Below are 23739 nucleotides of genomic sequence, written 5' to 3' on the forward strand. Positions count from 1 at the left end.
CTCGAGCGAAACAGCATAGTATCCAGCACGACTCGTTGATCACTACGTCTACTGCAGAGCCGATCCGAAGTCCACCACTCCACGGGGCACTATCGTTCCGCTGGGTCACCCGCTACAACACCAGAAGAAGGCACTCCTGGTGCGGACACCGGTCCCCGAACACCTACGAGAGCCTCTACATCGCTACGCTGGCATCCGCGGCGTAATCCACCACCCGTGTCCACGGACGGGGGTCAAGGCCCCTGCTTGCCCATATTCACTGTGCTCATCAGATCTCCCTTCGAGGATCGGTGGCAGTTCGAGTCTGTCGATCTCACGCCGCGCCGGGGTAGGTCACCACGCCGTCGGCACCGACCTCGGGCGTCGCGCCCCACTGGCCCAATCGGTGTTGTCGCGGCTCGGCGCCGACCATCAGATGGAGCACCGTCCACCCGCGCGCGGTGAGTGTGTCGCCGATCAGCAGGCGGTGGCAGCGCCACGGCATCGGCTCGGCGCACATGATCACAACCCGTGTGCCGCGGGCGAGATCGGTCAGCCGCGCCAGCCCCTTCTCGAACTCGGGGGTGAGTGTGTAGTCGGCGTAGTTCTTGAAACTCGTGTTCCGCCACCCGGCGTTGACAGCCGGGTCTATGTCCTTCTGCTTCGGTCGCCGGCCACCGAGTTCGGTCAGGTGCAGGTACCCGATCCCGGCGTCGCCGAGCCACGACGGCATCTCGTCGGCGTCGAACTGCGGGCTGCGGCGGGAGCCGGGCATCTTGCGCACGTCGGCCAGCAACTCGATATCGGCCGACGCGAGAGCGTCGAGCACGACGGACGGCGGGCACGTCCAGTGCCCGATCGTCCACATCGTGCCGCGCTCGTCGGTCATGACGCCGTCCTAGCCCTCCGGCGGGCGCTGCTGCAGCAGGTCGGTGAGACTCAGTGGGGCAGCGCCGGTCAATTGCTCGACCGCGTCGGTCACCGGCGCAAGCTCACCGGCGGCGATCGCCGTGTACGTCGACACCCAGGCGTCGAGTTGCCAATCCGGAACGTCGTACTTGCGGCGGGAGGTGTATGCCTGTTCGACCGTCTCTTCCTCGTATCTGGTGGGCCGTCCCGTGACCTCGGTGATCGTGCGAGCGGCCTCGGTGAGGGTGATCGCATCCGGACCGGTCAGATCGTAGGTTCGGCCGGCATGGGCGTCGACGTTCGCGAGCGCGGCTGCGGCGCTGCGTGCGACGTCCGCTCGCGCCACCGCGCCGACACGGCCGTCGTCGGCCGGTCCGCGGATGACTCCGTCGTCGTCCGCGAGCGCAGGCAGGAAGTCGAGGTAGAACGAGTCGCGCAGAAACGTCCAGGCCATGCCGGATGCCCGTAGGTGCCGCTCGGTGGCCCAGTGGTCGCGGGCGAGGGTGAAGGTCGCATCCGGAGCCGCCCCGAGAAACGACGTATAGACGACGTGGCGCACCCCGGCCGCAGCCGCGGCATCGACGAAGGTGCGGTGCTGGGCGAGTCGCTCTGCGCTCTCGGCTGCCGAAACCATGAAGAGGGTGTTCGCGCCGCTCAATGCGGCGGTGGACGCGTCGAGGTCGCCGTAGGAGGCCTGCACGACGTCGCCGGCATCGGTCGGTGCACGAGCAGGGTCGCGCACCACCAGCCGAATGCGGGCACCGTCCCGTGTGAGAAGGTCCGCGACCGCACGCCCGACGTTGCCGGTCGCGCCGGTGACCGCTATCAGGGGAGCGCTGTCCATCGTGTGGCCCTCCCATCGGCGGGGCGTAGCCGGACCGTGGCCGCACCGAAAGCCGGCGGCCGCCGGTCTGCGTATGTCTCCTCCGCACAACCGTCACACAATGCCGGTGGGAAGGAGCGTGGTTCCGAAGCGCCAATATCCGATGGTGCCGAGGGAACGGTGCTAGCTTGACGCCATGTCGATGCCGGAACCACGGTCGCAGGGCGCCGAGCCCGGAGGCCACAAGGGAGCCGAACCACACGGTGGTTCGCTGGCGGGCAAGCTCAACTGGCTGCGCGCCGGCGTGCTCGGCGCAAACGACGGCATCGTCTCGACCGCGGGCCTGGTGGTGGGTGTCGCAGCCGCTACGGCGACGGAACAGGCGATTCTCACTGCCGGGGTCGCCGGTCTCGCGGCCGGTGCCGTCTCGATGGCCCTCGGCGAGTACGTGTCGGTGAGCACTCAGCGCGACACCGAACAGGCCGCGCTGTCTGCGGAACGACGCGAGCTCGACACGATGCCGGACGCCGAACTGTCCGAGCTCGAGGACTTACTCGCGAGCTGGGGATTGTCGGAGAGCACAGCCCGGACTGCGGCGGAGGAAATGACAGCCCGGGACCCGCTCGCCGCGCATGCGCAGGTCGAACTGCGGATCGACCCCAAGGATCTGGCCAACCCCTGGCTCGCGGCCCTGTCCTCGGCGGTGTCGTTCACGCTGGGGGCTCTGGTGCCGCTGCTCGTGATCATTCTGGCTCCGGACGGGATACGGATTCCGGTGACGTTCGGGTCCGTGCTCGTCGCGCTGGCAATCACGGGGTCGATCAGCGCGTGGCTCGGGGGAGCCCGACGTGGCCGGGCTGTCGTGCGTGTCGTGCTGGGAGGTGCCCTGGCGATGGTGGTGACGTACGGGATCGGGCAGATCTTCGACGTAGCCGTCTAGCTCCAGTGATCGGATCCGCGCGCGACAGGGCACATCGGAGGTTGCACGGAAGGCTCTGGGCAGGCTCGGCCACGAGGCGCCGGGGGAGTGACGTGCGGTGGAGCGTCCGTGGACGTCACTCCCCGCGGCACGACCGTGCGCTGCCTGCAGCTACGGCTGCAGCAGCACGTCCAGGCCACGCTCGAAGTCGGCGATCCGCCGTTGCAGAGCGTGATGGCCGCCGTTGACGAGCTCCGAGACCCGGACGATTCCTGCATTCTCGGCAACATCGTTGAGATTGCGGGAGGTCCAGTACCAGGCCGCGGTGGTGAACGCGTTCTCCGGTGCTGCGAGCATCTCGGGGTGCGACACGAAGTCCACTCCGGTGTGCTCGCTCACCTTCTCGTAGTTGTGGCGGCCGGTGATCTGGATGGCGCCACGCCCCTTGTAACGTTCGCCGTCGCCCGGGTGGACGTTGCCGAGGTCGGCACGGCCCTCATAGGCGCGTCCCGACGCGTATTCCTCGAAGGTCCGGAACGAGTCGGATTCGACGGCGAGCTGTGCGATGAACGCCGCCTGACGAACAGGTGTGTCGATACCGTGGCGGATCATCGCGTCGTTCAGAGGGTTGATCACCTCTGCGATCCTTTCCGGCGCGATTCCCGGAACGATGCGTGCCAGCTCGTCCGGGGTCACGACGGGGGGTGCGGGGGCCGGGGCCGGCTCGACCACTTCGGGGGTCGCCTCCGTAGGCTCGGTGGCCTCCGTGGACCCTTCGGCGGACCCCGTGGACTCCTCGGAATCGACGGATGCGGTAGCGTCCGCTTTGGACCATCCGGCGGTGGCGAGAGCCTCGAAGTCCAACGACTTCAGCAGTCGGGTCGGTTCCTCGTATCGAGTCGATACGGAGGTGGCCGGAGAGGCGTCGGCAGTAGCGGTACCGACTCCGACAGCGGTGGTGATGACCGCAGCAGCGGCGATGGCAGCGCGCAGACGGCGCGAAGATGAAACGGACATGGGTTCTTGCTTGCTCCAAGATTCGGCCGAGAGTTCGTTCGGCCTCTGACGGGGAACCGCGGGCGTTATCGAACGGAGATCATTTCTCCCGTCATCGATGCCCATCGAGCGGTTTTAAGGTCACAACCAGGTAACGTCGCAGCTCGGGACCTTTTCAAGGCATCGTGGCGAAGGCCATTCCCGTGTCCTTCTCGTGACGGCCGACGCATCCGGCCTCGTTACCGTCGTTCCGAGCGCGCTTCGATCTTGCTCGACCGCCGGGGCGCCAGAAGTGGAAACCTTCGGATCGACATCGCGATCCAGAGTGCTCTGTGCATCGAATATGTTGTGCCGCAACGTAATTGCGAAACCGTCGCGAGTCGGTCATGGATGTCGGATCGGCGCGCTTCCGGAGGGATGTCCGGGTGCGCCGCGAGCGGACAATGCCTACCCTTACTCGCCGAGGAAAGCTCCCCGTCGTTACCGGATGTCGGACCGCATCGTGCTGGAGGACACATCGGCGATACCTTTTCGTGACCGTTGGTTGATCTTCGGAGGGCGTTACAGAGCCTGTGACCGGTGGGGACGAAGAGGCAGCGATAGGTATCGGGTGCGCGATGTGAAAGATGTTGTGCGAGTACACGGGATGCGCGCCTGATCCGTGCTTGAACCCCTGTGGCCCTGCCCGCACCCGATCGCGCCCGCGCGGTCTCGGTGATCACGCTGGAAGCGGCCGGGCTCAGGAGGTGTCGATGCTCCACTCCCGATGTGGTGACCGCGTGTCGATCGTCATCGTCGGTGCCAGGGGTGCGAGTTCTGCTCGTCGGCCTTGACGAGCGGCGAAAGAGAGAAGGCGTCGGACCGCAGCCTGCTCGATGCCACCCGAGCTATCGGCAGCAAAGTCGGGCCGCATTCGAGCCTCGAAGGCGTCGCAGACGAGCCCACCGCCGTGGCAGGTCAGGGTGTACGGCTAGGTGTCGCCGTGGGGCGGGTGTGGAGTGTGTTTCAGGGCACGCGGTAGGTCCACTCGGGGTTGGTGAATTTGGTATCGACGAGGTCTCGTGCCGCGGTGAGTTCGGTGTCGGTGTAGGCGCCGGTGTGGGTGTTGTAGTGGGTTCGGAAGTGGGTGAGGAAGGCGGCGATGATGTCGTCGCGTGTCATACCGGTTTGTGAGCGCATGGGGTCGACTCGCTTGCCGGAGCTGGTGATGCCTTTGTCGGAGATTTTCTCGCGTCCGATGCGGAGTACCTCGGTCATCTTGTCGGCGTCGATGTCGTAGGCCATCGTGACGTGGTGGAGCACTGCGCCGGCGGCGAAACGCTTCTGCGCGGCGCCGGCGATCTTGCCGTGTTCGGAGGCGATGTCGTTGAGTGGTACGTACCGAGCCTTGATGCCGACGTCGGCGAGTGCGCCCATTACCCACTGGTCGAGGAAGGCGTAGGAGCGTTCGAAGCTCAGTCCGTCGACCAGGGAGGTGGGTACCGACAGCGAGTAGGTGATGCAGTTGCCGGGTTCCATGAACATCGCGCCGCCACCGGAGATGCGGCGGACGACGCCGATGCCGTGGCGCGCCGCGGCTTCCTCGTCGACTTCGTTGCGCACGGATTGGAAGGAGCCGAGGACGACGAGCGGTGCGTTCCAGTCCCAGAACCGTAGGGTCGGGGGGCGGTTGCCGGAGGCGACTTCGCGGGTGATCACCTCGTCGAGGGCGACGTGTAGCGCCGGGTCGAGGCTCACCGGTTCGATCACGTCGAAGGTGTGGTCGTGCCAGGTGGTGGCGTGGCCCAGGGCGCGGCGGATCGCGATGCCGACGGATTCGGGGGTGAAGCCGATCATCGACACGTCGTCGTCGAGCGCGTCGGCGATAGCTTTGCCGAGCGTGTCGGCGCTCGCGGTGGTCGGCATGCCGGTCACCGCCGCGACGATGTCCTCGAGTGCCTCGTCGGGTTCGAGGAAGAAGTCTCCGAAGAGGGACACCTTTGCCAGCTGTCCGTCCTCGACTTCGACGTCGACCGCCACGAGTTTGCCGTCGGGGACTTTGTACTCACCACGCATTCCAGCAGCCTATCGACCCGGCGTCGGTTCCTGGACCACGTGCGGTGACCGCGCACCGGGCCGACACGCGGTGATCGTTGCGGGAGCCTCGATTTCGCTCCGCCGCGGGGACAGGAGCGCCGATGAACGTAACGGGGATCACCACCGATCTACCGGTCTCGGACCTCGACGCCGTGAGCGGCTCGAGTCATCTCGGCCGACCGGGCATCGACCCTTCTCCCGATGCGGGCACCCGCCATACGAGGATTCGCCGGCCACAGACTCAGGTCGGATGGTTCGGATAGTTTCGAGAGGCCGGGATCACACCGAAGGAGTCCGCTTTGTCGTTCACCCCGTTCCGTATTCCTATCGAACCCACCCGCCTGGCCCTGCTCGACGAGCGCCTGTCGACCACGATCTGGCCCAACGTCCCGGCCGGGATCGATGGCCACGGCATCGCCGTCGACCGCGTACGTGAACTGGTCGACTACTGGACCGAGACGTTCCGGTGGGGTGACTTTGCCGAGTCGCTCGATCGGTTCGAGCACCTGATCCACGAGGACGGCAACTTCCCGCTGCATCTGGTTCGTGCTCGCGCCGAGCGGACGACCGGGCTGCCTATCGTTCTGGTGCACGGCTGGCCGGACACGTTCCTGCGCTACCGGAAGCTGATTCCGCTGCTCACGGAGGCGGGTCATGACGTCATCGTGCCGTCGCTCCCCGGTTTCGCGTTCTCGGGTCAACCGGACGAACCGTTGAGTTCGGCGACTGCTGCGGAACGCGTGCACTCTGCGCTGGCCGAGTTGGGTCTCACCAGGTATGTGCTGCACGGCGGTGATTTCGGTAGTCTCATCGCGGACCAGATCGCAAGCTCGCACCCCGACGAGGTGGCCGGTCTCCATTTGACCGACATCCCGTTTCCGAAACTGTTCGTGGTCGACCGGGCCTCGCTCGACGCTGCAGAACGGTCCTTCTTCGAGGCGATGGATGCGTGGATGGAAAACGCCGTCTACTTCATGGTTCAGTCCGCCGAACCGCTCACCCTGGCCTATGGCCTCACCGACTCGCCCGTGGGGCTTCTGGCCTGGATCGCCGACAAGTTCGACACGGTCGGTGATGACGTCGACCCGGAGGACGTCGTGGGCGTCACGGCGCTGACCTGGCTGACAGGAACCGCGTGGTCGGGATTCCGGCTGTACGCCGACGAGGCCGACGGGGACGATTCCGACTGGGGGTCGGACGACGCCGCGGACATCTCACAGGACGCAGTGGGTGCCGGCCAAGGCGACGGATGGGGCTCTGCCCCTGAAAGTCGGATCCAAGCCGCGTTCTCGATCTTCCGTCGGGATATCGGCGTGCCGCCGGAGTCGCTGGCGAGCCGGTTCTACGACGTCGTGCAGTGGATCACGCACGACAGGGGCGGGCACTTCGCGGCGACCGAGCGACCGGAGGCCGTTGCTCGAGATCTGCTGCAGGCGGCACGGTTGTTCGGCGGGGGAGAGGGGCAGGCCCCTCGAACATAGGCGGCGCAGGGGGGCTCGTCCCCCCCTGGAAATGCAGACGGCCGCCGGTTGATCACCGGGCACTCTTCGGTCGCGTGCGTGTCGCGTCCTTCTGTCGCTCGACTGCGGCGTGTGGGGGAGTGGTGCACCTGAAACGTCGCATCATGCCTAGCGGTGCCTGAGCGCCGCGCGCCGGGTCGTCGCGGGAGGGCATCCACTACAAGGTGCGGGCTTGTTCGACACGAGTCTTACGGATGCCGGCGAAACAGCCTGCCGAGGCTTGAAAAGTATTCTGGACCGTACGGAACACCCAGAATTACCGAACATCCCACCCAAACCACCCCAACGACCAGACCGGGTGCCGTCGTTCTGAACTCAGCACTCGCATCCGATGGCCGATCACAGAAACCGCGGTCCCTCTGGAGCGAAGCGGCCTCGCCGGCCGGATGTGCCGGCATGCCGCCACGGGAGTTTGGTAGCGCCCGTGGCGCTCGACAGGTGGCATCGAGGGGGCTCGGGAACGGAAGATGTTGGGGGAGAAGTGAGCCGGATCGATACCGACCGGGCGCGATGCGAAAGACGGATATCGTCGGCGTCGTGGACCATGCCGCACACGAGCCGGACCGCAGGACCGCGCCGGAACTTCTCGGGATTCTCGAAGAACTGGAAGTCCGAGAACCCATTTTTCACCGTCCTCCGACAGGCTTCACGCGGGAGGAGTTCGACAGACTCGTCGATCCGTCTTTCTGGGAAGCGGGAGCGTCCGGGCGTCGCTACAGCCGGGAGTACGTCTGGTCGATCCTCGAGGAGCGAAGGGGAACCGATTCTCCCGGTGACCTCGGCTGGCAGACGAGCGACTTCCAGTTGCGTGAGCTCGCGCCCTCGACCTACCTGCTGACCTACACCCTGCTGCACCGAAGCAGGCTCACTCGCCGGGCGACCATTTGGCAGCATCGGGCGAGCGGCTGGACGATCCTCTACCACCAGGGAACTCCGGTCGCCGAACCGTAGGGCGCAACGGATGAGAAGGGGCTGGCGGGCCGCACGGTTGGAAAGGTTGCGAGTGGTTACTCTCGAATCATGACTGCAGTTCCCGATTCCACCAGGGACACGAATACCGCGGTGGCCGGTCTCGAAAACACCTTCGCCGAGGAGTTGGGCGAGCTCACAGTGCCGTGGAAGGGCGTTCCCGCTCCCGACCCCGCACTCCTTGTTCTCAATGAACAGTTGGTGGCTGATCTCGGGTTTAGCACCGACGCGCTGCGGAGCGAAGACGGAGTCGCGGTTCTGTCCGGCTCCGCAGTTCCGGCCGGATCTGCGCCGGCGGCGATGGCATACGCGGGCCATCAGTTCGGCGGCTATGCGCCGCTTCTCGGGGACGGGCGGGCGTTGCTGCTCGGCGAACTGGTCGATGCCCGCGGCGGGCGAGTCGATCTGCATCTCAAGGGCTCCGGGCCGACTCCGTTCTCCCGCGGTGGTGACGGCTTCGCAGTGGTCGGGCCGATGCTGCGGGAGTATCTGGTCAGCGAGGCCATGTCGGCTCTCGGTATTCCGACGACGCGCGCGCTTTCCGTGGCCGCCACGGGTCGGGGCGTTCGTCGTAACGGTGTCGAGCCGGGTGCAGTGCTGGCGCGGGTGGCATCCAGCCACATCCGCGTGGGCACCTTCGAGTACGCGGCACGGCAGGGAGAGGTGCTGCCCAGGCTCGCGGACTACGCGATTGCCCGTCATTACCCGGAGCTCGCCGAACTGCCCGCGACGGGCGAGGACAACCGCTATCTGCGGTTCTTCGAGTCAGTGATCGACGCGCAGGCGGCGCTGGTGGCGAAGTGGATGCTCACCGGCTTTGTTCACGGCGTGATGAACACCGACAACACGACGATCTCCGGGGAGACGATCGACTACGGCCCGTGTGCTTTCGTGGACGCCTTCGATCCGGCCGCCGTGTTCAGTTCGATCGACCACGGGGGCCGCTACGCCTTCGGGAATCAGCCCGCCGTCCTGAAGTGGAACCTGGCCCGTTTCGCCGAAACGCTGTTGCCTTTGATCGGTTCCACGCCTGACGACGCGATCACTGCGGCGTCGGCTGTGCTCGACAGGTTCGACGACCGTTACGACAGCTGTTACACGGCGGGTATCGCCGCCAAGCTGGGGATCGCCGGCACACGCATCGACCGATCGCTGGTCGACGACCTGCTGTCCCTGATGGAAGAATCCGGTGCCGACTGGACGGGCACCTTCCGCGCGTTGGCGGACGAGCTTCGCGGAGTCTCTACACCTCTGGATCGCCTCGTGCCGCGCGCGAACATCGGTCCGTGGCTGGAACGATGGAACGAGCTCTTGTCGCACCAGGGGAGAGGTCCAGCGGAGACCGCGGACGCGATGGACCGCGTCAATCCGCTCTATATTCCCCGGAATCACCATCTCGACGCTGCGTTGCGGGCAGCCACCGGAGGAGACCTTTCACTCTTCGGCAAGTTGCTCGAAGTCGTCACACAGCCGTTCGAGCGGCGTGACGAATGGTCGGCCTACGCGGAGCCTGCTCCGCGGCCGTTCACCGAGTCGTTCCAGACGTTCTGCGGAACCTGAGTCGCTCGAATAAAGCTCAGCTTTCGACGGCGGTGCCGCAGATGCCGCATTCCTCGAGCTCGCGGCGATTCCAGCGTGCGACGGGGACGAAGAATACGGTCACCTGCTTGAATTCGCGCAGCCTTCTCCACTCGGTCGTGTTGTGGCAGCGCGGGCACGTTCGGGTGTGTCCTGCGCCGAGGTATTGCCGTTTGGTGCCGTAGCCGAACAGAAAGAACATCGCGCCAGCATAGGCCGATGCGTTCCACTGAGAGTGGGCCGGGCACCGACGCGGTGGGCAGGCGGTGGAACGCCCGAAGCAGCACAGCCGGTGCGGTCGAGGAGACGAACGCGGTTGCACTGCGACGAATCTCGGCGCGCAGGCCGATCCTGCACCGCGGCGCCCGAGAAGAGCGTGTCAGCGGGGTTTCGCGATGACGCGGTGCAGGGCGGTGGTCACCGAATTCGGGGTCACCGATGTGAGTGCTGCCAGCGACTTCGTCAGCAGCGAGCCCGCGACCACCGTCCGTTTGCCGTTCATGAGCGCCTCGTACCCGTCTTTGGCGACATCTGCGGGATCATCCTTGGGCGCCTTGCCCATCACGGTGTCGAGCAGCCCGGCGCGGGCGAAGAAATCGGTGTCCGTAGCTCCGGGCAACATCGCCGTGACGCTCACGCCGCTGTCACGCAGTTCGTCGCGGACCCCTTCGGTGAAGGACTGCACGAACGCCTTCGACGCGTTGTAGACGGCCTGGTACGGACCGGGCATCTTCGACACCAACGACGAGGTGATCAGAACACGGCCCTCACCGGCTCGCACCATGTCGGCGAGAACCAGTCGTGCGAGATGAACCGTCGAGCGCACGTCCAGGTCCACCACGGCCAGCAGCTCTTCGAGCGGGGTGTCCACGAATGCGCCGCCGACGCCGGCTCCCGCGTTGAGCGCCGCTGCGGACAGAGGCCGTCCGTCGGAGACCACCGCGTCGTAGAGAGTGCGCACGCCGTCCTCGGTGCGCAGATCGACCTGAACTGCCTGCACGGTCGCGCCCAGTCGGCTCAGTTCACCGGCCGCATCGTGGATCGCCTCCGACGACGCGGCGACGACCAGGTCGTATCCGTCCGAGGCAAACAACTTCGCCAGTTCGGATCCGATGCCCCGGGAGGCACCGGTCACCAGCACCAAAGGACGAGTCCCGGTCATGATCACTCCTCGAATCGTGACGTTGTATGTGCCATGCACGCCGGGTACCCGTGACGGACGGCATCCAACAACGGCGTACGAGGCTCAGACCTCGCCCCCGGCACCACGATCGGGCGCGCTCATGTCACCCGTCCCGGGGGCGCCTTCGCCGGGTCCGTAACGCAGGTACACGGTCCCCTTGGGATCGGAGACCGGCGGTGCGAGCAGCGTGACGTTGGTGGGCACCTCGCCACCGTCGAACACCTTCTTCCCGACACCCAGCACGACCGGATGTATCCAGAGATCCAAGCGATCGAAGAGTTGCTCACGCAGCAGGGTCTGCACGAAGTTCAGACTCCCGACCACCTTTATGTGCTCGTGCCGCTCGCGGATCTCGCGCACGGAGCTTGCCAGATTCGGACCGAGTTTCGTGCTCCCGGCCCACGACAGGTCGGGGGTGCCGCGGGAGGTCACATACTTCGGAACCCTGTTGAACAGTGTCGCGATCTCGTCGTCCTCACCACCGGTCTGATGGGGCCAGTACGCGGCAAAGATGTCGTAGGTACGCCTGCCGAGGAGGAGCGCGTCCGTTCCTTCGTACGCCGCGCCGATCTGCGCTTCGGTGACTTTGTCGAGCAGTGGCGCCTGCCAGCCGCCGAACGGGAAGCCGTCGTCGGGATCCTCGTCTGGTCCGCCGGGAGCCTGCCCGACGAGGTCGAGGGTCGCGAACAGTTCGATTTCGATCAGGCCCATGCCCACCTCCACACACTGTGGTTCCACTGTCGCAGAGATAGACCCCGCCGCGTCGGCAAAATCGTCGCCGCCGAAGCCCCGTAACAGAACCTGCCTCTCGTTTACGCTGACCCGATGGGACTGCTCCGGTACTCCATCAACATCACGCTGGACGGCTGCTGCGACCATCTTGCGGGCGCCCCGGACGAGAAAGAACTGCTCGAACTGCACCGCCACCACACCGCGAATCTCGAGCAGGCGGATGCGCTCCTGTTCGGCCGGGTGACGTACGAAATGATGGAATCGGCGTGGCGGCCGTCTGCGGCGACGGCATCGAATCCGGAATGGACAGAACCGTTCGTTCGCACGATGGATGCGGCGAAGAAGTTCGTCGTGTCGAGCACACTCCCGAGCGTCGACTGGAACGCGGAACTCGTACAGGGCGATCTCGCCGAAGCGGTTCGAGAAATCAAACGCCAATCACCGAACGGGGTGTTCGTCGGAGGGGTGACACTCCCGCGGGCGCTGGCCGACTTGGGGCTGATCGACGAGTACGAGTTCGTAGTGCAGCCCAGAATCGCAGGCCGCCGCCCGACGCTGTTGGCAGGCTTGTCGAATCCGATCGACTTGAGGCTCGTCGGCCGGCACGAGTTCGGTGCGGGAACGGTGGCGCTGCGGTACGAGCCGCGACGGTAGTTCCGCGGGTCGGCACACCTCCCGATGCGGCCTGCGATGCTGTCCGTGACCCGTTCGTGTGGTTCGGGTCGTCGATGAACCACCCGGACCGCGGAGGGCATATGGCGAACCGAGACAACGCAACGCCGCGCGCCGCGCGCGCACGTACCGCCGTGACCGCCATCTGGCTGGTCACCTTCGGAGGAGTGCTGGCGATATGGGGCGTCGTGCTCGCATTTCAGCACACGGTTCCCGGGATGGTGTCCGGGTCGATGGTCGTGTCAGGACTGATCTGCAGTGTCGTGTTCGGTTATCGGGCGCGAACGAACAACCCGGAAGCACACCCTGGCGCATGAACCCGGCTCACCGGCAGTTGGGTGCCTCCGCCCGGTTCGAGTGGGGCCCGGCCGGGGCGATCACCCTCGGCGGATCGACGATCTCGGTCGTCGTCGACGTGTTTGTCCTTCACCACGGCATTGTCGGTTGCTTCGGATCGCGGAATCGAGGGTGCTGCCGTATCGGTCGACCTTTTGTTCGGCCGCCGAGCACGCGGCCTCTCACGACGCGGCGGTGGCTGGGCTGCGCGGTGAACTCGCGCCGGGCGCAGTGAGCTTGTCCCCGAATTTGATTCGCCACTCTCGCGGGATAGACGGATCGTTGCGGCCGTGCGTCGAGGACCTGTGGGGTGCAGGCGCGGTAGGTGTATCCGACGCCGGTCCGCGAACGATCAAGCCTTTTTCTGCTTCTTCTTTCGTTGCTTCCGGGATCGTTTCGCTGGGCGTCGCGCTGTTTTTTCCGGCTTCTCGGATTTGTCGGCGGGCACGTCCGACGAGGTGTCCGATTGCGCTTCGAGAAGTGCGCGCGCCATTTCCTTCCGAAGACTGTCCATCAGTTCGGGTGAACGGAGGAGAAAGGTCGCTTCCTGGAGCGCGATGTACCTCTTTTTCGAGATCAGCACAGCCTCATGGTTTTTGCCGGTGATCTCCACCGCGACGGTATCGTCGTTGACTTCCCGCACCAGCGCACCCAATTGCTCGCGAGCGAACTTGACCGTGGTTGCTCGCACTCCCGTCGACTCCATTCCCCTGCTCGACCGACCCCCGGCATCTTCGCACCCCCGGCCGGAAACAGGCCGGGGACACGACGCGGCGCATCACAGTTCCAGAGCCACTGTATAGATCGGAGGGCGAGCGACAGGACCGGGCAGGAGACGCGCGAGACAGTACAAATCGAGAACTGTGCACGTATGTCCGACGGTACGGGTCGGGACGCGGTTTTCAGACTGGGCAGATTCGGCACTCGATCCGGGCACCGACATCGCCATGACGGTCAGTGGTCGGGCGGCTTCCCACCCGCAAAACCGCTAACCTTGCGGGCGATCCAGCCCCCTTGTCATTCGTTCGCAGCCCAGCAACAGGACGACCGCACGCCGGATGACACTCCCGGAAAGGAACTTTGGTGCCGGAATCGGTCGCTGATTCGCGGCGTCGCCTGCTGTACGAAGCAGCAGTGGTCGCCGGCGCAGTCTTCGTCGTCGGTGTCGCGTACGGAGCGATGTCGGTGAACGCCGGACTGCCGGTCTGGTTTGCTCCTGTGGTGGGATTTTTCGTTCTGGCTGCGTCCTCGGAAATGCTGTTCGTGGGTCTGCTCGCCGGCGGCGGGAATTCCTGGGTCGCTGCTGCGGCTGCCTTGGCCGTGAATTCCCGTCATCTGCCCTACGGCCTGGCCGCGAACGATGTCCTCGGCACCGGGTGGAAGCGGTTCGCGCGAATTCATCTGATCAACGACGAAACCGTAGCGTTTGCCGCGGCGCAGCAAACACACGCGGAGCGTCGCTTCGCATACACCCGGTCGGGACTCGGCATCCTGCTTACTTGGCCGGTGGGCGCCCTGCTCGGGTCCCTGATCGGTCGCATGTTCGACGTCGCCGTCATCGGTCTCGACGCCATGTTTCCCGCAGTGATTCTCGCCCTGATCATGTCGGGGATTCGCGACCCACGTACTCGTTACGGCTGTCTCGCCGCCGCGGTGGTCGCGGTCGGTTCGGCCTTCGTCCTTCCTGAAGGTCTCGCCCCGGTCCTGGCGCTTCTCGCCCTCCCTTTGATGCGTCCCCGCCCCGCCGATCCCGCTGTAGGCGCGGAGAAATCCGAGGTCGAGGATGCCTGATCTATGGGTGATCTGCGCTGCCGCTGCTTTCCTCGCGGTGGGAACGTACGTTCTGCGTTGGGTGGGTCCTGCGTTGCCGGCCCGCTGGACGGAGTCGCCGCGCGCCAAACGCGTCGTCGATGATTCGGCGATTCTTCTGCTGACGGGTGTGATGGCGACGACCACACTGTTGCAAGATCAGGGGTTCGCGGGCTGGGCTCGGGTGCTCGGGGTGGCGGCCGCTGGGGTGCTGGCGTGGTTTCGGGCTCCTCTGCTGGTGGTGATCATCGCCGCGGCGGTGGTGACTGCGCTGGCGCGAGCGGTGTTCGGGTTTGCGTGACCCGACAACGCTCTTTCGCTCCGGGCTGCAGTGGCCTCGATCGAGACGGGACCGAACCATGAGAGATCGAGCGGCGCGAGGCGACCACAATCAGGAGATCGGTGCGGGACATTGGCCGGTTGCTTCGCCGATGGAGTTGATTTCCGCATTGGATCGCGGATCACCTGCGTAGTTGATCTGATTGGTGCACCGGTCGTCGGGTGCTGCGTTCGGATCCGGAATCGTTGCCCCGGACGGGTACCGGCACACCGTGCCGTCGCACACGGGCGTATTCGCGTCGACTTCGCTTTGAAGAACTTGATCGTGAACGGATTGACAGTAGTCGGAGTATCCGGTGACGGAGCCGTCCGACCAGTACGTCTCGATCGGCCCGAGGCCCATCTGGCAATCGACGATGTAGGGCTCTGCGGTCACAGGCGCTTCCCCTGCAACTGTTTCGGATACCGGAGCAGTCGTGTCCGGCGAAATCACCGGAGGTTCCACCGACTCCGCTGTGGTATCCGGCGCGAGTCCGGTCTCAGGCGCGGTCGTTGTGGTGGTTGAGGTTTCAGAAGTCACCGAAGGGGACAAAGTGGACTCGTTGTCGGAACTGCAGCTTGCGAACACGATGCAGAGGCAAGCGATTCCAGCCAAGCGCAGTACGTGTGTCATACCGGGTTTTTCGACAGTTCGGCGTCAACCGTTACGCCGGTTCGTAGTCGGCACAAAAGATTTCTGCGCGCTCTCGAGAGCAACAGCCCGGTCCTGATTCCCCGATTGGGGCAAAGCGGGCACACGTCGGCCGGGCGCATCTCACCGCGCGCGTGCCTCGAGTTCCCGGAGTAGCCGATGCAGATGGGAGTCGGATGCCATGCGACGGTCGACGACGGGGTTGACCAGGCCACGCAGCCAGGAGTACTGCCGCCACCCGGCGGGCGCAATGGTCATCGGTGCGCGGCGGCGGATGCCGCCCACGATCGTCTCCGCGGCCTGACGGGTGGTGATGCGGCGGTTCAACGGCCACGGAAGCATTTTTTCGACCTCGCGCCCCAGGTCGTCGGCATCGAGCATGTCGTGCGTCATCGCGGTGTCGACGAGACCGAAGTAGGCGACTCCCGCGGTGGCGCCGTGTGCGGCCAGTTCCACACGGAGCGCCCGGCCGAGTTGTTCGACCGCGGATTTGCTGATCATGTACGGGGAGCCGCCCGCTCCCGGCGCGAAGGCAGCACAGGACGAGACGACGACCACGTGACCGCCGGTGGCGACGATGTGATCCAGCGCGGGCCGGACCGTGTTGTAGACGCCGGTGAGGTTGATGCCGATGGTTCGGTCGAATTCGTCGTCACTCATGGTGCGGAGGGTGGCCGGAGTGGGGGTGACGCCGGCGTTGGCGACCACCACGTCGAGACCCCCGAACCGGGAGACGGTGCTCGCAACCGCAGTGGTCATGGCCTGGCGATCCAGGACGTCGGCGGTGATCGCGAGAGTCCTGTCGCCGAGGGCGGCGGCGAGTGCTTCGTTCGCGCCGCGGTCCACGTCGACGATCGCGACCTTCACCTGCTGCGCAACGAGATCCTCGGCGACCGCCCGTCCGATGCCCTGTGCCGCTCCGGTGACGAGGGCGACCTTGCCCGCGAGGTTGATTCGTGAACGGCGACCGACGAACGCTGTGTTCATCGAGCGGTCCTGCACGGAGGGCGTTGGACGTCGCCGAGGCGAGTGATGGTGAAGGACATCAGTGGACCTCGGTGTCGAAGTGGGTGGGGTCGAACTTTTTGACGCGGCGTGCGTATTCGAAACTCCACCCGGGGTAGAGACCGGTGTTCCTGCCGTCAACCGTGCGGTAGTAACTCGTGTCGCAGCCTCCGGTGAGCCACACGGTCCCGACGCTGCGCGCATTCATCTCGTCGACGAAGGTGTCCTGCACGGTTTGCCGTACTTCGATGCGAGACAACCGGTTCCGTCGGATCGCAACGACTGCTTCGACGATGTAGCGAACCTGAGCCTCGATCATGTAGATCGCGGACTGGTTCCCCACCGCACCGAAGGCACCGAGGGTATGGAAGAAGTTCGGGAAACCGGTGAGGGTCACCCCGAGATAGCTCGACGGGCTCTTGCGGTACAGGTCGGCGTAGCTGAGACCGTCGACTCCCCGGATGCGTTCGTAGACGGCCGGCGGCACGGCGAATCCCGTGGCGTAGACGATGGTGTCCACGGGATGCTCGACGCCGTCGGCGGTCACCACCGAGTGTGGCCGGACCGCGGCGATGGGTGCGGTGACGACGTCCACGTTGGGTTCGGTCAGGGCCGGCAGGTAGTCGTCGGAGAAGATCGCGCGCTTGCAGCCGATCGTGTAGTCGGGTGTGAGTTTCCGGCGCAGCGCCGGGTCACGTACCTGTCGGCGAAGCTGGTAGCGCCCCATGAGTTCGAATGGATGCCGGAACCGGGTGCTCACGAAGCCGACCAGTCCGAAGCTCTCGATCATCTAGTAGTAGGCGGCGCGCATCGCTCTGCCGACGAGCGGCATCCGGCGGATGATACGGCGCTCGAGTGCGCTGGTCGTCCGGTCCATGCGGGGGATGATCCATGGTGCCGAGCGCTGGAAGACGAGCAGTCGGCTCGCCACCGGTTGCAATTCGGGGACGATCTGGACGGCCGATGCCCCCGTGCCGATCACCGCGACCCGGTCATCGGTGGGGTCGTAGTCGTGATCCCAGTGGAGGGAGTGGAATGCGGTTCCTGCGAAGGTGTCTCGGCCGGGGATGGCCGGGTAGCGCACCTCGCCGTACACACCCGCGGCGGTGATCAGCACATGGGTGGGGTGTTCGGTGAGCAGCCCTATGGATCCGTGCAGATGGCAGCGATCGCCAAGGAAGCCGGCGTTGCCCAAGGGTTGCTCCACCACTACTTCGGGACCAAGCGAGACCTGTACCTCGACGTCGTGCGAGCAATGATGTTCGTCCCCGTGCTCGACGAGGTGGACCTACCCGACGGGACACTGCGCGAACGGGTTACCGCGTCGGTCGATTGGCTCATGACGGTTCTTGCCGCCCACGGCCGGACCTGGCTCGCGGTGGGGGTGGACGCGGGAGGCAACGATCCGGAACTGCGGGCGATCCTCGACCAGGCCGACAATCAGGCGGCCGAACGGGTTCTCGAAGCGATCGGGTTCGCGAGCACCGGAAACGCGCGGGTTACCGCGCTGGCGACGGTCCGCGCGTACGGCGGGATGAAGGCGGCCGTCCGTGAATGGGTGGACCACGAGACCCTCACCCAGGACCAGGTGCGGGAGATTCTCAGCGAGACACTGGTCGTCCTGGCCGAGCGGATCACACGCTAGCGTGCTGGGTCGGGTGTGGGTCCGACCGGATGCAGACCGTCCGTCGAGCGGCAGGACCGGACGGCCGGACCCTCGACATCGCGGGTGGCGGGTCACGCGTAGCGATGGCGATCGTCGACCGCCCGGTCCCGACCTGGTGATGTGCGGGAGGCGGACGGAGGTCAGGGAGCGATGAAACCGCCGATGCCGGGGAGGGACGGCTGCCCGGCGCCGGGATAGCCTTCCTGCCCGACGATGGCGATGGTGAGGACCACGGGCCCCGACCCGGTCGTGACCGTGGATTCGTCGGGCAGCGGCAAACCGAGTCCGGCACACGGTTCGACGCTCGTGGACCCGCGGGTGCCGTTGGCCAGATTCGCATAGTCGATCCGGACGCGCGTGTAGGCGGCGGTGGTGAAGCACATCTCTTCGGAATCGACGGCAAGGGTGAAGGTCGTCTTCCCCGCTTCCGGAGACGATGCGTCGACCGACATGATCAAGGGCCCTGGCACCGCAAGGCCGTTGAGGTGGATGCCGAGTGCCGGTATCTGGTAGACGGATATCGGCGTGGAGGTCAGCGTGGGGCCGAGGGGCTCGGCTGCGGCAACTGGGGCTCCCGCTGTGGCCACACCGGCGGCAGCGAGCACCGCACCGGCAAGAATCGAAAGCCTCTTGGAGACATGCATGGTGTTTCCTTTCGGTTGACGAAATTCGATCCGGAATGGGGTAGCCGTAGTACTCGGGAAAAATCGGGCGGATATGGCTGAGTGCACGCCTATGGTCTGTGGAACCGCGAGGGAGTGGCCGGCGGCCGGGAGGTGGCGGGGGATGCGGCCGAGATGGCGACCGTCCCCGTTGGTCGTGTCGAAAAACCTTCGTCTCTCGACAAGCTTTAGCGTGAAACCGTTTATCCAGGTCAAGGATGTTGAATACCCGTGTCGAGAATCTACGTCGGATAACCCCACCGTCGGATATTCGACACGTGCTGATCGGCTACGCCCGCGTCTCGACCGGCGACCAGAACCCGAATCACCAGATCGACGCACTGCGCCGGGCCGGCGTTGCCGACGAGAACATCCACGTGGACCACGCCTCCGGCGCGAAGGCATCCCGCCCCAACTGGATCTGGTGCTCAGGTTGCTGAGACAGGGAGACCAACTCGCGATCCCACGCCTCGACCGGCTAAGCCGCTCGGTACTGCACCTGATCGGCCTCGGCGCCGAACTCCGGGAAAAGGGCGTCGGCCTGAAGGTGCTCGAACAGGGCATCGACACCGCCACCGCAGAGGGCCGCGCCATGTTCGGGATGCTCTCGGTGCTCGCCGAGCTCCAACGCGAGTTGATCGTGGCCAACACCCGCGATGGGCTTGCCGCAGCCAGGGCTCGCGGCCGCAAGGGCGGGCGCCCACCGAAACTCACTGCCGAGCAGGTCGAGCACGCTCAACGTCTCTACGACGCCAACACGCACACTGTCGCCCAGATCGCCGGACTGCTCGGCGTGCGCCGCACCACTCTTTATGGGCACCTGAGCAAGTCCGACGATGTATCGGCAGGTTCCGAGACAACGACCTCTACTGACCTTGGCCTGGACATACTCGAGCACCCCGTCCCGGTGCGGAAGACACGGGGTGCCTGCCCGAGTTGCGGGCACGAGCCCAGCACCCGATCCGAGGCCGCTCACCAACGCGCCGACGTGGCCGTCACCTGGCTACACCGAGACCTCGACGTCCCTGGCGAAATCGTCGCTCGAAACCATTGCCGCAATTGCCAACCTGAAGAACCTGCTGTCGATGTTGCCTGCACCGTCTGTGGAGACGGCCCCATCCTCGCCGGAGAATTCGCCGCCGAAATCGACACCAACGACGTCCTGCCCGATCCGGTAAAACAGTGGCTCACCGACGCCGGATGGCAAACGGACCCAACGCTGCTGTGCCCCGAACATGCCTGAATGGCCAGTCGGGTCCTGGGTCCGCCTCTTGCCCGCGCCGAGTTGTCCACATAATCAAAACCCCACGCAGGTGCAACAGAACTCGCCCGCCTGCCATGCCGGGGTCAGTATTCACATGCCGCCGACACTCTGCGTCGACGTTGGGCAGGTGCACCTATACGCGACCTCGACGCCACGCCCACACGGACAGCCCGATTCCTACGACAGACGCCACCGGTAGCAGCCATCTCATCCGATTCCACATGGTGATCTCGTGGTACTGCTCGCTCGACAGGAATTGCCCTGTCGGTGTTCTCGGACCGGACAAGTCCCACCAGAGACTCCCGGAACTGCTCATGGCCTGTGGCCAGGCCATGAAGACCCCTACCGAGGTTGCGATCATGAGGCACGTGACAGGGAATACCATCCAGAACCAAGGGGATTCAGGGGTCCGCTCATGTCGGGAGCCCTTTGGCAGAACCACACACGCCACCAATGCCACAACGCCGAAAGCACAGAATATCAACCACGCCACGACCTCGATGGTAGTGGTCCACTGCTGCACACTCCTGGAGGCGTATGATCGTCGTCCACGATGGGCAAAGAGATCATATCTCGGGCCTAGGTCCGGGCGTCTCTTATGCGGTGCGAGCGGTAGCAACTGGCTCTGAGCGCGTACAGGCCAGCGGCGGACCTGTTTGTTCTCCAGATGAGAACCTGGAGAAGGTAGTCGACGGGACCGATCGTTAAAGGAAATCGATCGCGTAGACCTCTTCGGTCTCTCTATTCCCGGGTTCGGATATGATTCGGGCCTTGGAGGCTGCCATTTCGATGCCTGCCCCATCGGGATGGTCGATCTTGTAGTAGACCGCTATCCGGTGAAGCAAATCGATAATTATCTCCGCTCGACTACCCTCGCCCTGTCGACGTTCGTCCGGACGGAACAAAATTCGACTGTAGCGCTCGTTGCCCATAGACACGCGATCGGGAATGAAGTCGCGAGCATAGCGCTCGATGGTGGATCCCCAGATCGGCAGGTTGTCGTAGAACACAAGGTTAGATGGGCAGAGATAGTGTGGCCGCGGAACGTAGGGAGCAGACGTCGTATAGGATTCTCCATCTGCCCTCAACCAGCTCATCCCAACTCGTCCCACATTGCGACTGTATTCGACTCCGTCGACTAACACCTCCCACGCCGATTCCATAGGTGCGACAGTTGCAAGAAATAACCGTAGAATTCCGTCTCTTGACGTTTGGCCTTCGATTTCTATCAAGAAGTATCCCGACGGCCTTATAAGGATACTGGAGATCCCGGATTCTTCAATGTGGTCGAATTGCTGAATTCTGGAAACGGAGCGTGTTTCGCAGAGGTTGTCCCAATAGCTCATGATACCTCTCGTACTGAGGTTATAAGAAGAAAAGGTGTTTTAGGGCGAGCTTCCTTGCTACCGCCTATCGTCTGCCTTCCCGACCTCGCTTCGGTGATGCTCGGGACCTCCATGGCATCAGGCGCACCGTCAGGTCGACAAGGAGCGGGAGTTTCGAGAATTGGTTGGTTTCCCGTCCGTGAAACTCCCGCTCGGCCATGTCCCACTTGGCTCGCTGCGCGTGAGCCGCAGTTTATGTGTGGTCGTCGATGGGGTTTGTCCACTGGCAGAGGTCGCCAGCCCGCTTCCTGAATATTCCGAACAAGTGTACCGACCGATCGCGAACCGAAGCCCGCCAAATGTTTGGTCGTATCCGAGCGACGGAATCTCCAGTCCGAGATTGATTACCTCGACGAAATATTTTCCCTCAGAAAGCGGAGTATTATAGGTGCTGTATGCCGGATTGGTGTCCGTCCCAGAATTAACGAGGGTCTTCTCCGTTACAGTCCGATCCCCGGCTCTAGAAATATCCTGTCGCACTAGGTAGGTCAGAGCGAAAGTCCGTGACGGGAAGCCGAGGGTAGTCACTCTGGTCTCGACCCGTTGGTTAGTCCTATTGTCGAGAATGTTTGCAACTTGGAAGGCGAACTCTTTGCTCCACTCGACCTGCCCCGAGCTGGATGCGGCACCGATACACAAATCAACATGCTTGGATACACGCGGTCCGTTCAAGCTCGGCGCGGAAATGTTGGTCGGCTCCATCGTGTCGCACTCTATTGTGGAGTTGTTGAGGCGTGGTATTGACGGGGCCTGGTTGAATTCCTCGGAATCCGGTACCACGAAGACATTCTGCCCGCCTGCGCCTGTGACCGTTACGCCGAACGGTGTGCAACCAAATTGGAAGCCGGAGGTCAATCCGGAGTCCTGGGCCGTGCTAAGCGCAACGTCGATGCAGGAGTACGCTGACCTGACGGGTGAACGAGGCGTTTCAATGTCCCGATGTTCAAAGGCCTGAAACGTTCCTCCGATGTCGTTCGGGCTCGCATCGGATACAGGATATCCATAGACGCTCTGCTCGTAGCCTGCTGTAGACCATTCGTCGAGGACCGGACTGGTCACGGGCCATGCTCCGTGGTTGGGGTGCCAGTAAAGGACGCCGCGTTCGAAGCGGTTCATGCGGCCTTCGCTGCTGGCTCCGACCCAGATCTCGTCGGTGATGGGGTACCCGAGCAGGCCGCCGGGTCCCTCCCCACCGGTCAGTGCCCATTTGTCCCGGATCGCACCACCGATGACATTTGCTCCAGGTGAAGCGACAGGGTGCCAGTAGATGTCCGCGTTCTGGAAGTGCTGGCGGCGACCGATCCCGTCGGAATTGACGATCTCATCGGTGGTGGGATAGCCCAGAAAGCTGGCCTCCCAGCCGAACGAGCCCCATTTGGTCATGAAGCTGTTGACGACCGGGTGAGCGCCGGCGGTGGGATGTGCGTAGATAGGCCCGACAAGAAACTCCTGGCGGGATCCGATGCCGTCGGGGTTGGACAGCTCGACGTTGATCGGGTGCTTGAGGAAGCTGTTCTCCGCACCGAGGGATAGATACTTGTCGAGGATCGCCCCGCACACGATATGCGGTGACGGCCAGAAGTACTGACACGCCATCGGCGCGAACGCAGACCGGGAGGCCTGGGCCTGAGCCTCCAATGTCTCGGCCAGGTCGGCGTCGGCCTTGGTGAACGGCTCCGGGATCTCCTGCCGGTCGGACCGCATCTGTCCGGGCACGATCGTCGCGTTCGGATTCTCCGTGGGGCCCGCCGCGTAGGGAACCTTGCTGATCGGTGGTACTTCTGTCGGCCCCGATTCCGGGGTCTGGGTGCTCACTTCCGTGGGAACCGCCGGGGCCTGCGCAGGCTGCGGCGCCGCAGCGGTCGCCGAGATTGTCGGCACGGGCTCGGGCGCCGGTGGAGTCGTCGCGCACGGCACGGATGGCGGCGTCGTCGCGGTCGCGGTGGACGACGGTGTGGTCGTGGGTGCCAGGCAGGGATCAGCCGAGGTCTCGACTGGCCTGTCCGTCGGTGCGAGGTCTGGGGCGGTCGAGAGTGTGGTGGTCGTGGGAGCGGCCGGGCTGGTGGTGGTCGGCTGTGCGAGCGCTGCCGACTCCCCGGCGGCAATCATCACCACAGCCGTGCCGGCGACCACACACCGGCCCAGCCATCTGTGTCGAGACATGAAGGAACCACGCTGAGTGTGCAAATCCATCTGACACCTACTGTCTTTCGAGTGGTACAGGGTCAGCGGCGGCGCCATCGCTGCCTCAAAACGTAAACGCTTTCCTATGAAGCGCAAACGCAT

The 23739-nt window shown here is 64.6% G+C and carries 27 protein-coding genes and 1 pseudogene; 13 read left to right on the top strand and 15 right to left on the bottom strand.

Annotated features, from left to right (window positions below; all coding sequences use genetic code 11):
* Window positions 1-313 precede the first annotated feature (313 nt).
* Window positions 314-868, bottom strand: coding sequence for a DUF488 domain-containing protein (locus AC0B44_RS19940; protein WP_471904511.1), 555 nt, complete (start codon window positions 866-868; stop codon window positions 314-316).
* A gap of 9 nt (window positions 869-877) precedes the next feature.
* A complete protein-coding gene (locus tag AC0B44_RS19945; protein WP_471904512.1) occupies window positions 878-1732 on the bottom strand; it encodes an SDR family oxidoreductase in 855 nt (284 codons plus the stop codon).
* A 181-nt stretch (window positions 1733-1913) separates the two neighbouring features.
* Between AC0B44_RS19945 and AC0B44_RS19950 the strand changes: the two genes are divergently transcribed.
* Entirely contained in the window at window positions 1914-2651 is a 738-nt protein-coding gene (locus tag AC0B44_RS19950; protein WP_471904549.1) for a VIT1/CCC1 transporter family protein, read from the top strand.
* Window positions 2652-2801: 150 nt separating this feature from the next.
* On the opposite strand, the gene AC0B44_RS19955 is transcribed toward AC0B44_RS19950, so the two are convergent.
* Window positions 2802-3647, bottom strand: a complete 846-nt coding sequence (locus AC0B44_RS19955; RefSeq protein WP_471904513.1) for a glycoside hydrolase family 19 protein — start codon at window positions 3645-3647, stop codon at window positions 2802-2804.
* 984 nt (window positions 3648-4631) lie between these two features.
* The gene (locus AC0B44_RS19960) at window positions 4632-5681 is read right to left on the bottom strand and encodes a lipoyl protein ligase domain-containing protein (protein ID WP_471904514.1); all 1050 of its coding nucleotides are present in this window, start codon (window positions 5679-5681) and stop codon (window positions 4632-4634) included.
* 122 nt (window positions 5682-5803) lie between these two features.
* Between AC0B44_RS19960 and AC0B44_RS19965 the strand changes: the two genes are divergently transcribed.
* From AC0B44_RS19965 to AC0B44_RS19980, 4 genes are all read left to right on the top strand, one after another.
* Window positions 5804-5965 carry a hypothetical protein gene (locus AC0B44_RS19965; RefSeq protein ID WP_471904515.1) on the top strand — a complete coding sequence of 54 codons (162 nt, stop codon included), beginning with the start codon at window positions 5804-5806 and terminating at the stop codon, window positions 5963-5965.
* 36 nt (window positions 5966-6001) lie between these two features.
* Window positions 6002-7183: an epoxide hydrolase family protein gene (locus tag AC0B44_RS19970; protein ID WP_471904516.1), complete on the top strand. Its 1182-nt coding sequence runs from the start codon at window positions 6002-6004 to the stop codon at window positions 7181-7183.
* A 549-nt stretch (window positions 7184-7732) separates the two neighbouring features.
* The gene (locus tag AC0B44_RS19975) at window positions 7733-8173 is read left to right on the top strand and encodes a nuclear transport factor 2 family protein (RefSeq protein WP_471904517.1); all 441 of its coding nucleotides are present in this window, start codon (window positions 7733-7735) and stop codon (window positions 8171-8173) included.
* A 69-nt stretch (window positions 8174-8242) separates the two neighbouring features.
* Window positions 8243-9751, top strand: a complete 1509-nt coding sequence (locus AC0B44_RS19980) for a protein adenylyltransferase SelO (protein ID WP_471904518.1) — start codon at window positions 8243-8245, stop codon at window positions 9749-9751.
* A gap of 16 nt (window positions 9752-9767) precedes the next feature.
* Here AC0B44_RS19980 and AC0B44_RS19985 read toward each other — a convergent pair whose 3' ends face one another.
* From AC0B44_RS19985 to AC0B44_RS19995, 3 genes are all read right to left on the bottom strand, one after another.
* The gene (locus AC0B44_RS19985; RefSeq protein ID WP_471904519.1) at window positions 9768-9971 is read right to left on the bottom strand and encodes a zinc-ribbon domain-containing protein; all 204 of its coding nucleotides are present in this window, start codon (window positions 9969-9971) and stop codon (window positions 9768-9770) included.
* A 177-nt stretch (window positions 9972-10148) separates the two neighbouring features.
* Window positions 10149-10931 (bottom strand): SDR family NAD(P)-dependent oxidoreductase, encoded by a 783-nt coding sequence (locus tag AC0B44_RS19990; RefSeq protein WP_471904520.1) that lies wholly within the window; start codon window positions 10929-10931, stop codon window positions 10149-10151.
* 84 nt (window positions 10932-11015) lie between these two features.
* Window positions 11016-11663: a dihydrofolate reductase family protein gene (locus AC0B44_RS19995; RefSeq protein ID WP_471904521.1), complete on the bottom strand. Its 648-nt coding sequence runs from the start codon at window positions 11661-11663 to the stop codon at window positions 11016-11018.
* 114 nt (window positions 11664-11777) lie between these two features.
* On the opposite strand from AC0B44_RS19995, the gene AC0B44_RS20000 reads away from it, so the two are divergent.
* Together AC0B44_RS20000 and AC0B44_RS20005 are read left to right on the top strand one after the other, a co-directional pair.
* Entirely contained in the window at window positions 11778-12338 is a 561-nt protein-coding gene (locus AC0B44_RS20000) for a dihydrofolate reductase family protein (protein ID WP_471904522.1), read from the top strand.
* 101 nt (window positions 12339-12439) lie between these two features.
* Window positions 12440-12673, top strand: coding sequence for a hypothetical protein (locus AC0B44_RS20005; RefSeq protein WP_471904523.1), 234 nt, complete (start codon window positions 12440-12442; stop codon window positions 12671-12673).
* Between the two features lie 371 nt (window positions 12674-13044).
* On the opposite strand, the gene AC0B44_RS20010 is transcribed toward AC0B44_RS20005, so the two are convergent.
* A complete protein-coding gene (locus AC0B44_RS20010) occupies window positions 13045-13383 on the bottom strand; it encodes a type II toxin-antitoxin system Phd/YefM family antitoxin (RefSeq protein ID WP_471904524.1) in 339 nt (112 codons plus the stop codon).
* 392 nt (window positions 13384-13775) lie between these two features.
* Between AC0B44_RS20010 and AC0B44_RS20015 the strand changes: the two genes are divergently transcribed.
* Complete coding sequence (locus AC0B44_RS20015; RefSeq protein ID WP_471904525.1) at window positions 13776-14483, top strand: AzlC family ABC transporter permease; 708 nt, start codon at window positions 13776-13778, stop codon at window positions 14481-14483.
* Window positions 14476-14802 carry an AzlD domain-containing protein gene (locus AC0B44_RS20020; protein WP_471904526.1) on the top strand — a complete coding sequence of 109 codons (327 nt, stop codon included), beginning with the start codon at window positions 14476-14478 and terminating at the stop codon, window positions 14800-14802. Before AC0B44_RS20015 ends, AC0B44_RS20020 begins: the two co-directional genes overlap by 8 nt.
* 90 nt (window positions 14803-14892) lie before the next feature.
* Here AC0B44_RS20020 and AC0B44_RS20025 read toward each other — a convergent pair whose 3' ends face one another.
* The 4 genes from AC0B44_RS20025 to AC0B44_RS20040 all read right to left on the bottom strand — a co-directional run bounded on the left by AC0B44_RS20025 (window position 14893) and on the right by AC0B44_RS20040 (window position 17593).
* On the bottom strand, window positions 14893-15216 hold the full coding sequence (locus AC0B44_RS20025) for a hypothetical protein (protein ID WP_471904527.1): 324 nt from the start codon (window positions 15214-15216) through the stop codon (window positions 14893-14895).
* A 378-nt stretch (window positions 15217-15594) separates the two neighbouring features.
* On the bottom strand, window positions 15595-16458 hold the full coding sequence (locus tag AC0B44_RS20030; RefSeq protein WP_471904528.1) for a short-chain dehydrogenase/reductase: 864 nt from the start codon (window positions 16456-16458) through the stop codon (window positions 15595-15597).
* 58 nt (window positions 16459-16516) lie between these two features.
* Complete coding sequence (locus AC0B44_RS20035; protein ID WP_471904529.1) at window positions 16517-17266, bottom strand: flavin-containing monooxygenase; 750 nt, start codon at window positions 17264-17266, stop codon at window positions 16517-16519.
* A complete protein-coding gene (locus AC0B44_RS20040; RefSeq protein WP_471904530.1) occupies window positions 17267-17593 on the bottom strand; it encodes a hypothetical protein in 327 nt (108 codons plus the stop codon).
* Between AC0B44_RS20040 and AC0B44_RS20045 the strand changes: the two genes are divergently transcribed.
* Window positions 17594-18121, top strand: coding sequence for a TetR/AcrR family transcriptional regulator (locus AC0B44_RS20045; RefSeq protein ID WP_471904531.1), 528 nt, complete (start codon window positions 17594-17596; stop codon window positions 18119-18121).
* A 161-nt stretch (window positions 18122-18282) separates the two neighbouring features.
* Here the strand turns inward: AC0B44_RS20045 and AC0B44_RS20050 are convergent, their stop codons facing one another.
* The gene (locus AC0B44_RS20050) at window positions 18283-18786 is read right to left on the bottom strand and encodes a hypothetical protein (RefSeq protein ID WP_471904532.1); all 504 of its coding nucleotides are present in this window, start codon (window positions 18784-18786) and stop codon (window positions 18283-18285) included.
* A 236-nt stretch (window positions 18787-19022) separates the two neighbouring features.
* Here AC0B44_RS20050 and AC0B44_RS20055 point away from each other — a divergent pair.
* Together AC0B44_RS20055 and AC0B44_RS20060 are read left to right on the top strand one after the other, a co-directional pair.
* Window positions 19023-19432 (top strand): annotated as a pseudogene (locus tag AC0B44_RS20055) (recombinase family protein); the annotation flags it as partial.
* Window positions 19406-20047 carry a helix-turn-helix domain-containing protein gene (locus tag AC0B44_RS20060; RefSeq protein WP_471904550.1) on the top strand — a complete coding sequence of 214 codons (642 nt, stop codon included), beginning with the start codon at window positions 19406-19408 and terminating at the stop codon, window positions 20045-20047. The pseudogene AC0B44_RS20055 and the gene AC0B44_RS20060, both read left to right, overlap by 27 nt.
* A gap of 725 nt (window positions 20048-20772) precedes the next feature.
* Here AC0B44_RS20060 and AC0B44_RS20065 read toward each other — a convergent pair.
* Complete coding sequence (locus tag AC0B44_RS20065; RefSeq protein WP_378527735.1) at window positions 20773-21078, bottom strand: hypothetical protein; 306 nt, start codon at window positions 21076-21078, stop codon at window positions 20773-20775.
* Window positions 21079-21543: 465 nt separating this feature from the next.
* Window positions 21544-23268, bottom strand: a complete 1725-nt coding sequence (locus tag AC0B44_RS20070) for an LGFP repeat-containing protein (protein ID WP_471904533.1) — start codon at window positions 23266-23268, stop codon at window positions 21544-21546.
* Here AC0B44_RS20070 and AC0B44_RS20075 point away from each other — a divergent pair.
* Window positions 23261-23632 carry a hypothetical protein gene (locus AC0B44_RS20075; RefSeq protein WP_219129087.1) on the top strand — a complete coding sequence of 124 codons (372 nt, stop codon included), beginning with the start codon at window positions 23261-23263 and terminating at the stop codon, window positions 23630-23632. The two genes, AC0B44_RS20070 and AC0B44_RS20075, sit on opposite strands and share 8 nt — an antisense overlap.
* Window positions 23633-23739 lie beyond the last annotated feature (107 nt).

Source organism: Rhodococcus sp. NPDC019050 (assembly GCF_055664235.1).

Bases quoted from the DNA above. Each gene is read 5' to 3' on its own strand.
- AC0B44_RS19940 (WP_471904511.1), bottom strand. From the start codon at position 868: ATGACCGACGAGCGCGGCACGATGTGGACGATCGGGCACTGGACGTGC.
- AC0B44_RS19945 (WP_471904512.1), bottom strand. From the start codon at position 1,732: ATGGACAGCGCTCCCCTGATAGCGGTCACCGGCGCGACCGGCAACGTC.
- AC0B44_RS19950 (WP_471904549.1), top strand. From the start codon at position 1,914: ATGCCGGAACCACGGTCGCAGGGCGCCGAGCCCGGAGGCCACAAGGGA.
- AC0B44_RS19955 (WP_471904513.1), bottom strand. From the start codon at position 3,647: ATGTCCGTTTCATCTTCGCGCCGTCTGCGCGCTGCCATCGCCGCTGCT.
- AC0B44_RS19960 (WP_471904514.1), bottom strand. From the start codon at position 5,681: ATGCGTGGTGAGTACAAAGTCCCCGACGGCAAACTCGTGGCGGTCGAC.
- AC0B44_RS19965 (WP_471904515.1), top strand. From the start codon at position 5,804: ATGAACGTAACGGGGATCACCACCGATCTACCGGTCTCGGACCTCGAC.
- AC0B44_RS19975 (WP_471904517.1), top strand. From the start codon at position 7,733: ATGCGAAAGACGGATATCGTCGGCGTCGTGGACCATGCCGCACACGAG.
- AC0B44_RS19980 (WP_471904518.1), top strand. From the start codon at position 8,243: ATGACTGCAGTTCCCGATTCCACCAGGGACACGAATACCGCGGTGGCC.
- AC0B44_RS19985 (WP_471904519.1), bottom strand. From the start codon at position 9,971: ATGTTCTTTCTGTTCGGCTACGGCACCAAACGGCAATACCTCGGCGCA.
- AC0B44_RS19990 (WP_471904520.1), bottom strand. From the start codon at position 10,931: ATGACCGGGACTCGTCCTTTGGTGCTGGTGACCGGTGCCTCCCGGGGC.
- AC0B44_RS19995 (WP_471904521.1), bottom strand. From the start codon at position 11,663: ATGGGCCTGATCGAAATCGAACTGTTCGCGACCCTCGACCTCGTCGGG.
- AC0B44_RS20000 (WP_471904522.1), top strand. From the start codon at position 11,778: ATGGGACTGCTCCGGTACTCCATCAACATCACGCTGGACGGCTGCTGC.
- AC0B44_RS20005 (WP_471904523.1), top strand. From the start codon at position 12,440: ATGGCGAACCGAGACAACGCAACGCCGCGCGCCGCGCGCGCACGTACC.
- AC0B44_RS20020 (WP_471904526.1), top strand. From the start codon at position 14,476: ATGCCTGATCTATGGGTGATCTGCGCTGCCGCTGCTTTCCTCGCGGTG.
- AC0B44_RS20030 (WP_471904528.1), bottom strand. From the start codon at position 16,458: ATGAACACAGCGTTCGTCGGTCGCCGTTCACGAATCAACCTCGCGGGC.
- AC0B44_RS20035 (WP_471904529.1), bottom strand. From the start codon at position 17,266: ATGATCGAGAGCTTCGGACTGGTCGGCTTCGTGAGCACCCGGTTCCGG.
- AC0B44_RS20045 (WP_471904531.1), top strand. From the start codon at position 17,594: ATGGGTGGGGTGTTCGGTGAGCAGCCCTATGGATCCGTGCAGATGGCA.
- AC0B44_RS20050 (WP_471904532.1), bottom strand. From the start codon at position 18,786: ATGCATGTCTCCAAGAGGCTTTCGATTCTTGCCGGTGCGGTGCTCGCT.
- AC0B44_RS20060 (WP_471904550.1), top strand. From the start codon at position 19,406: ATGCTCTCGGTGCTCGCCGAGCTCCAACGCGAGTTGATCGTGGCCAAC.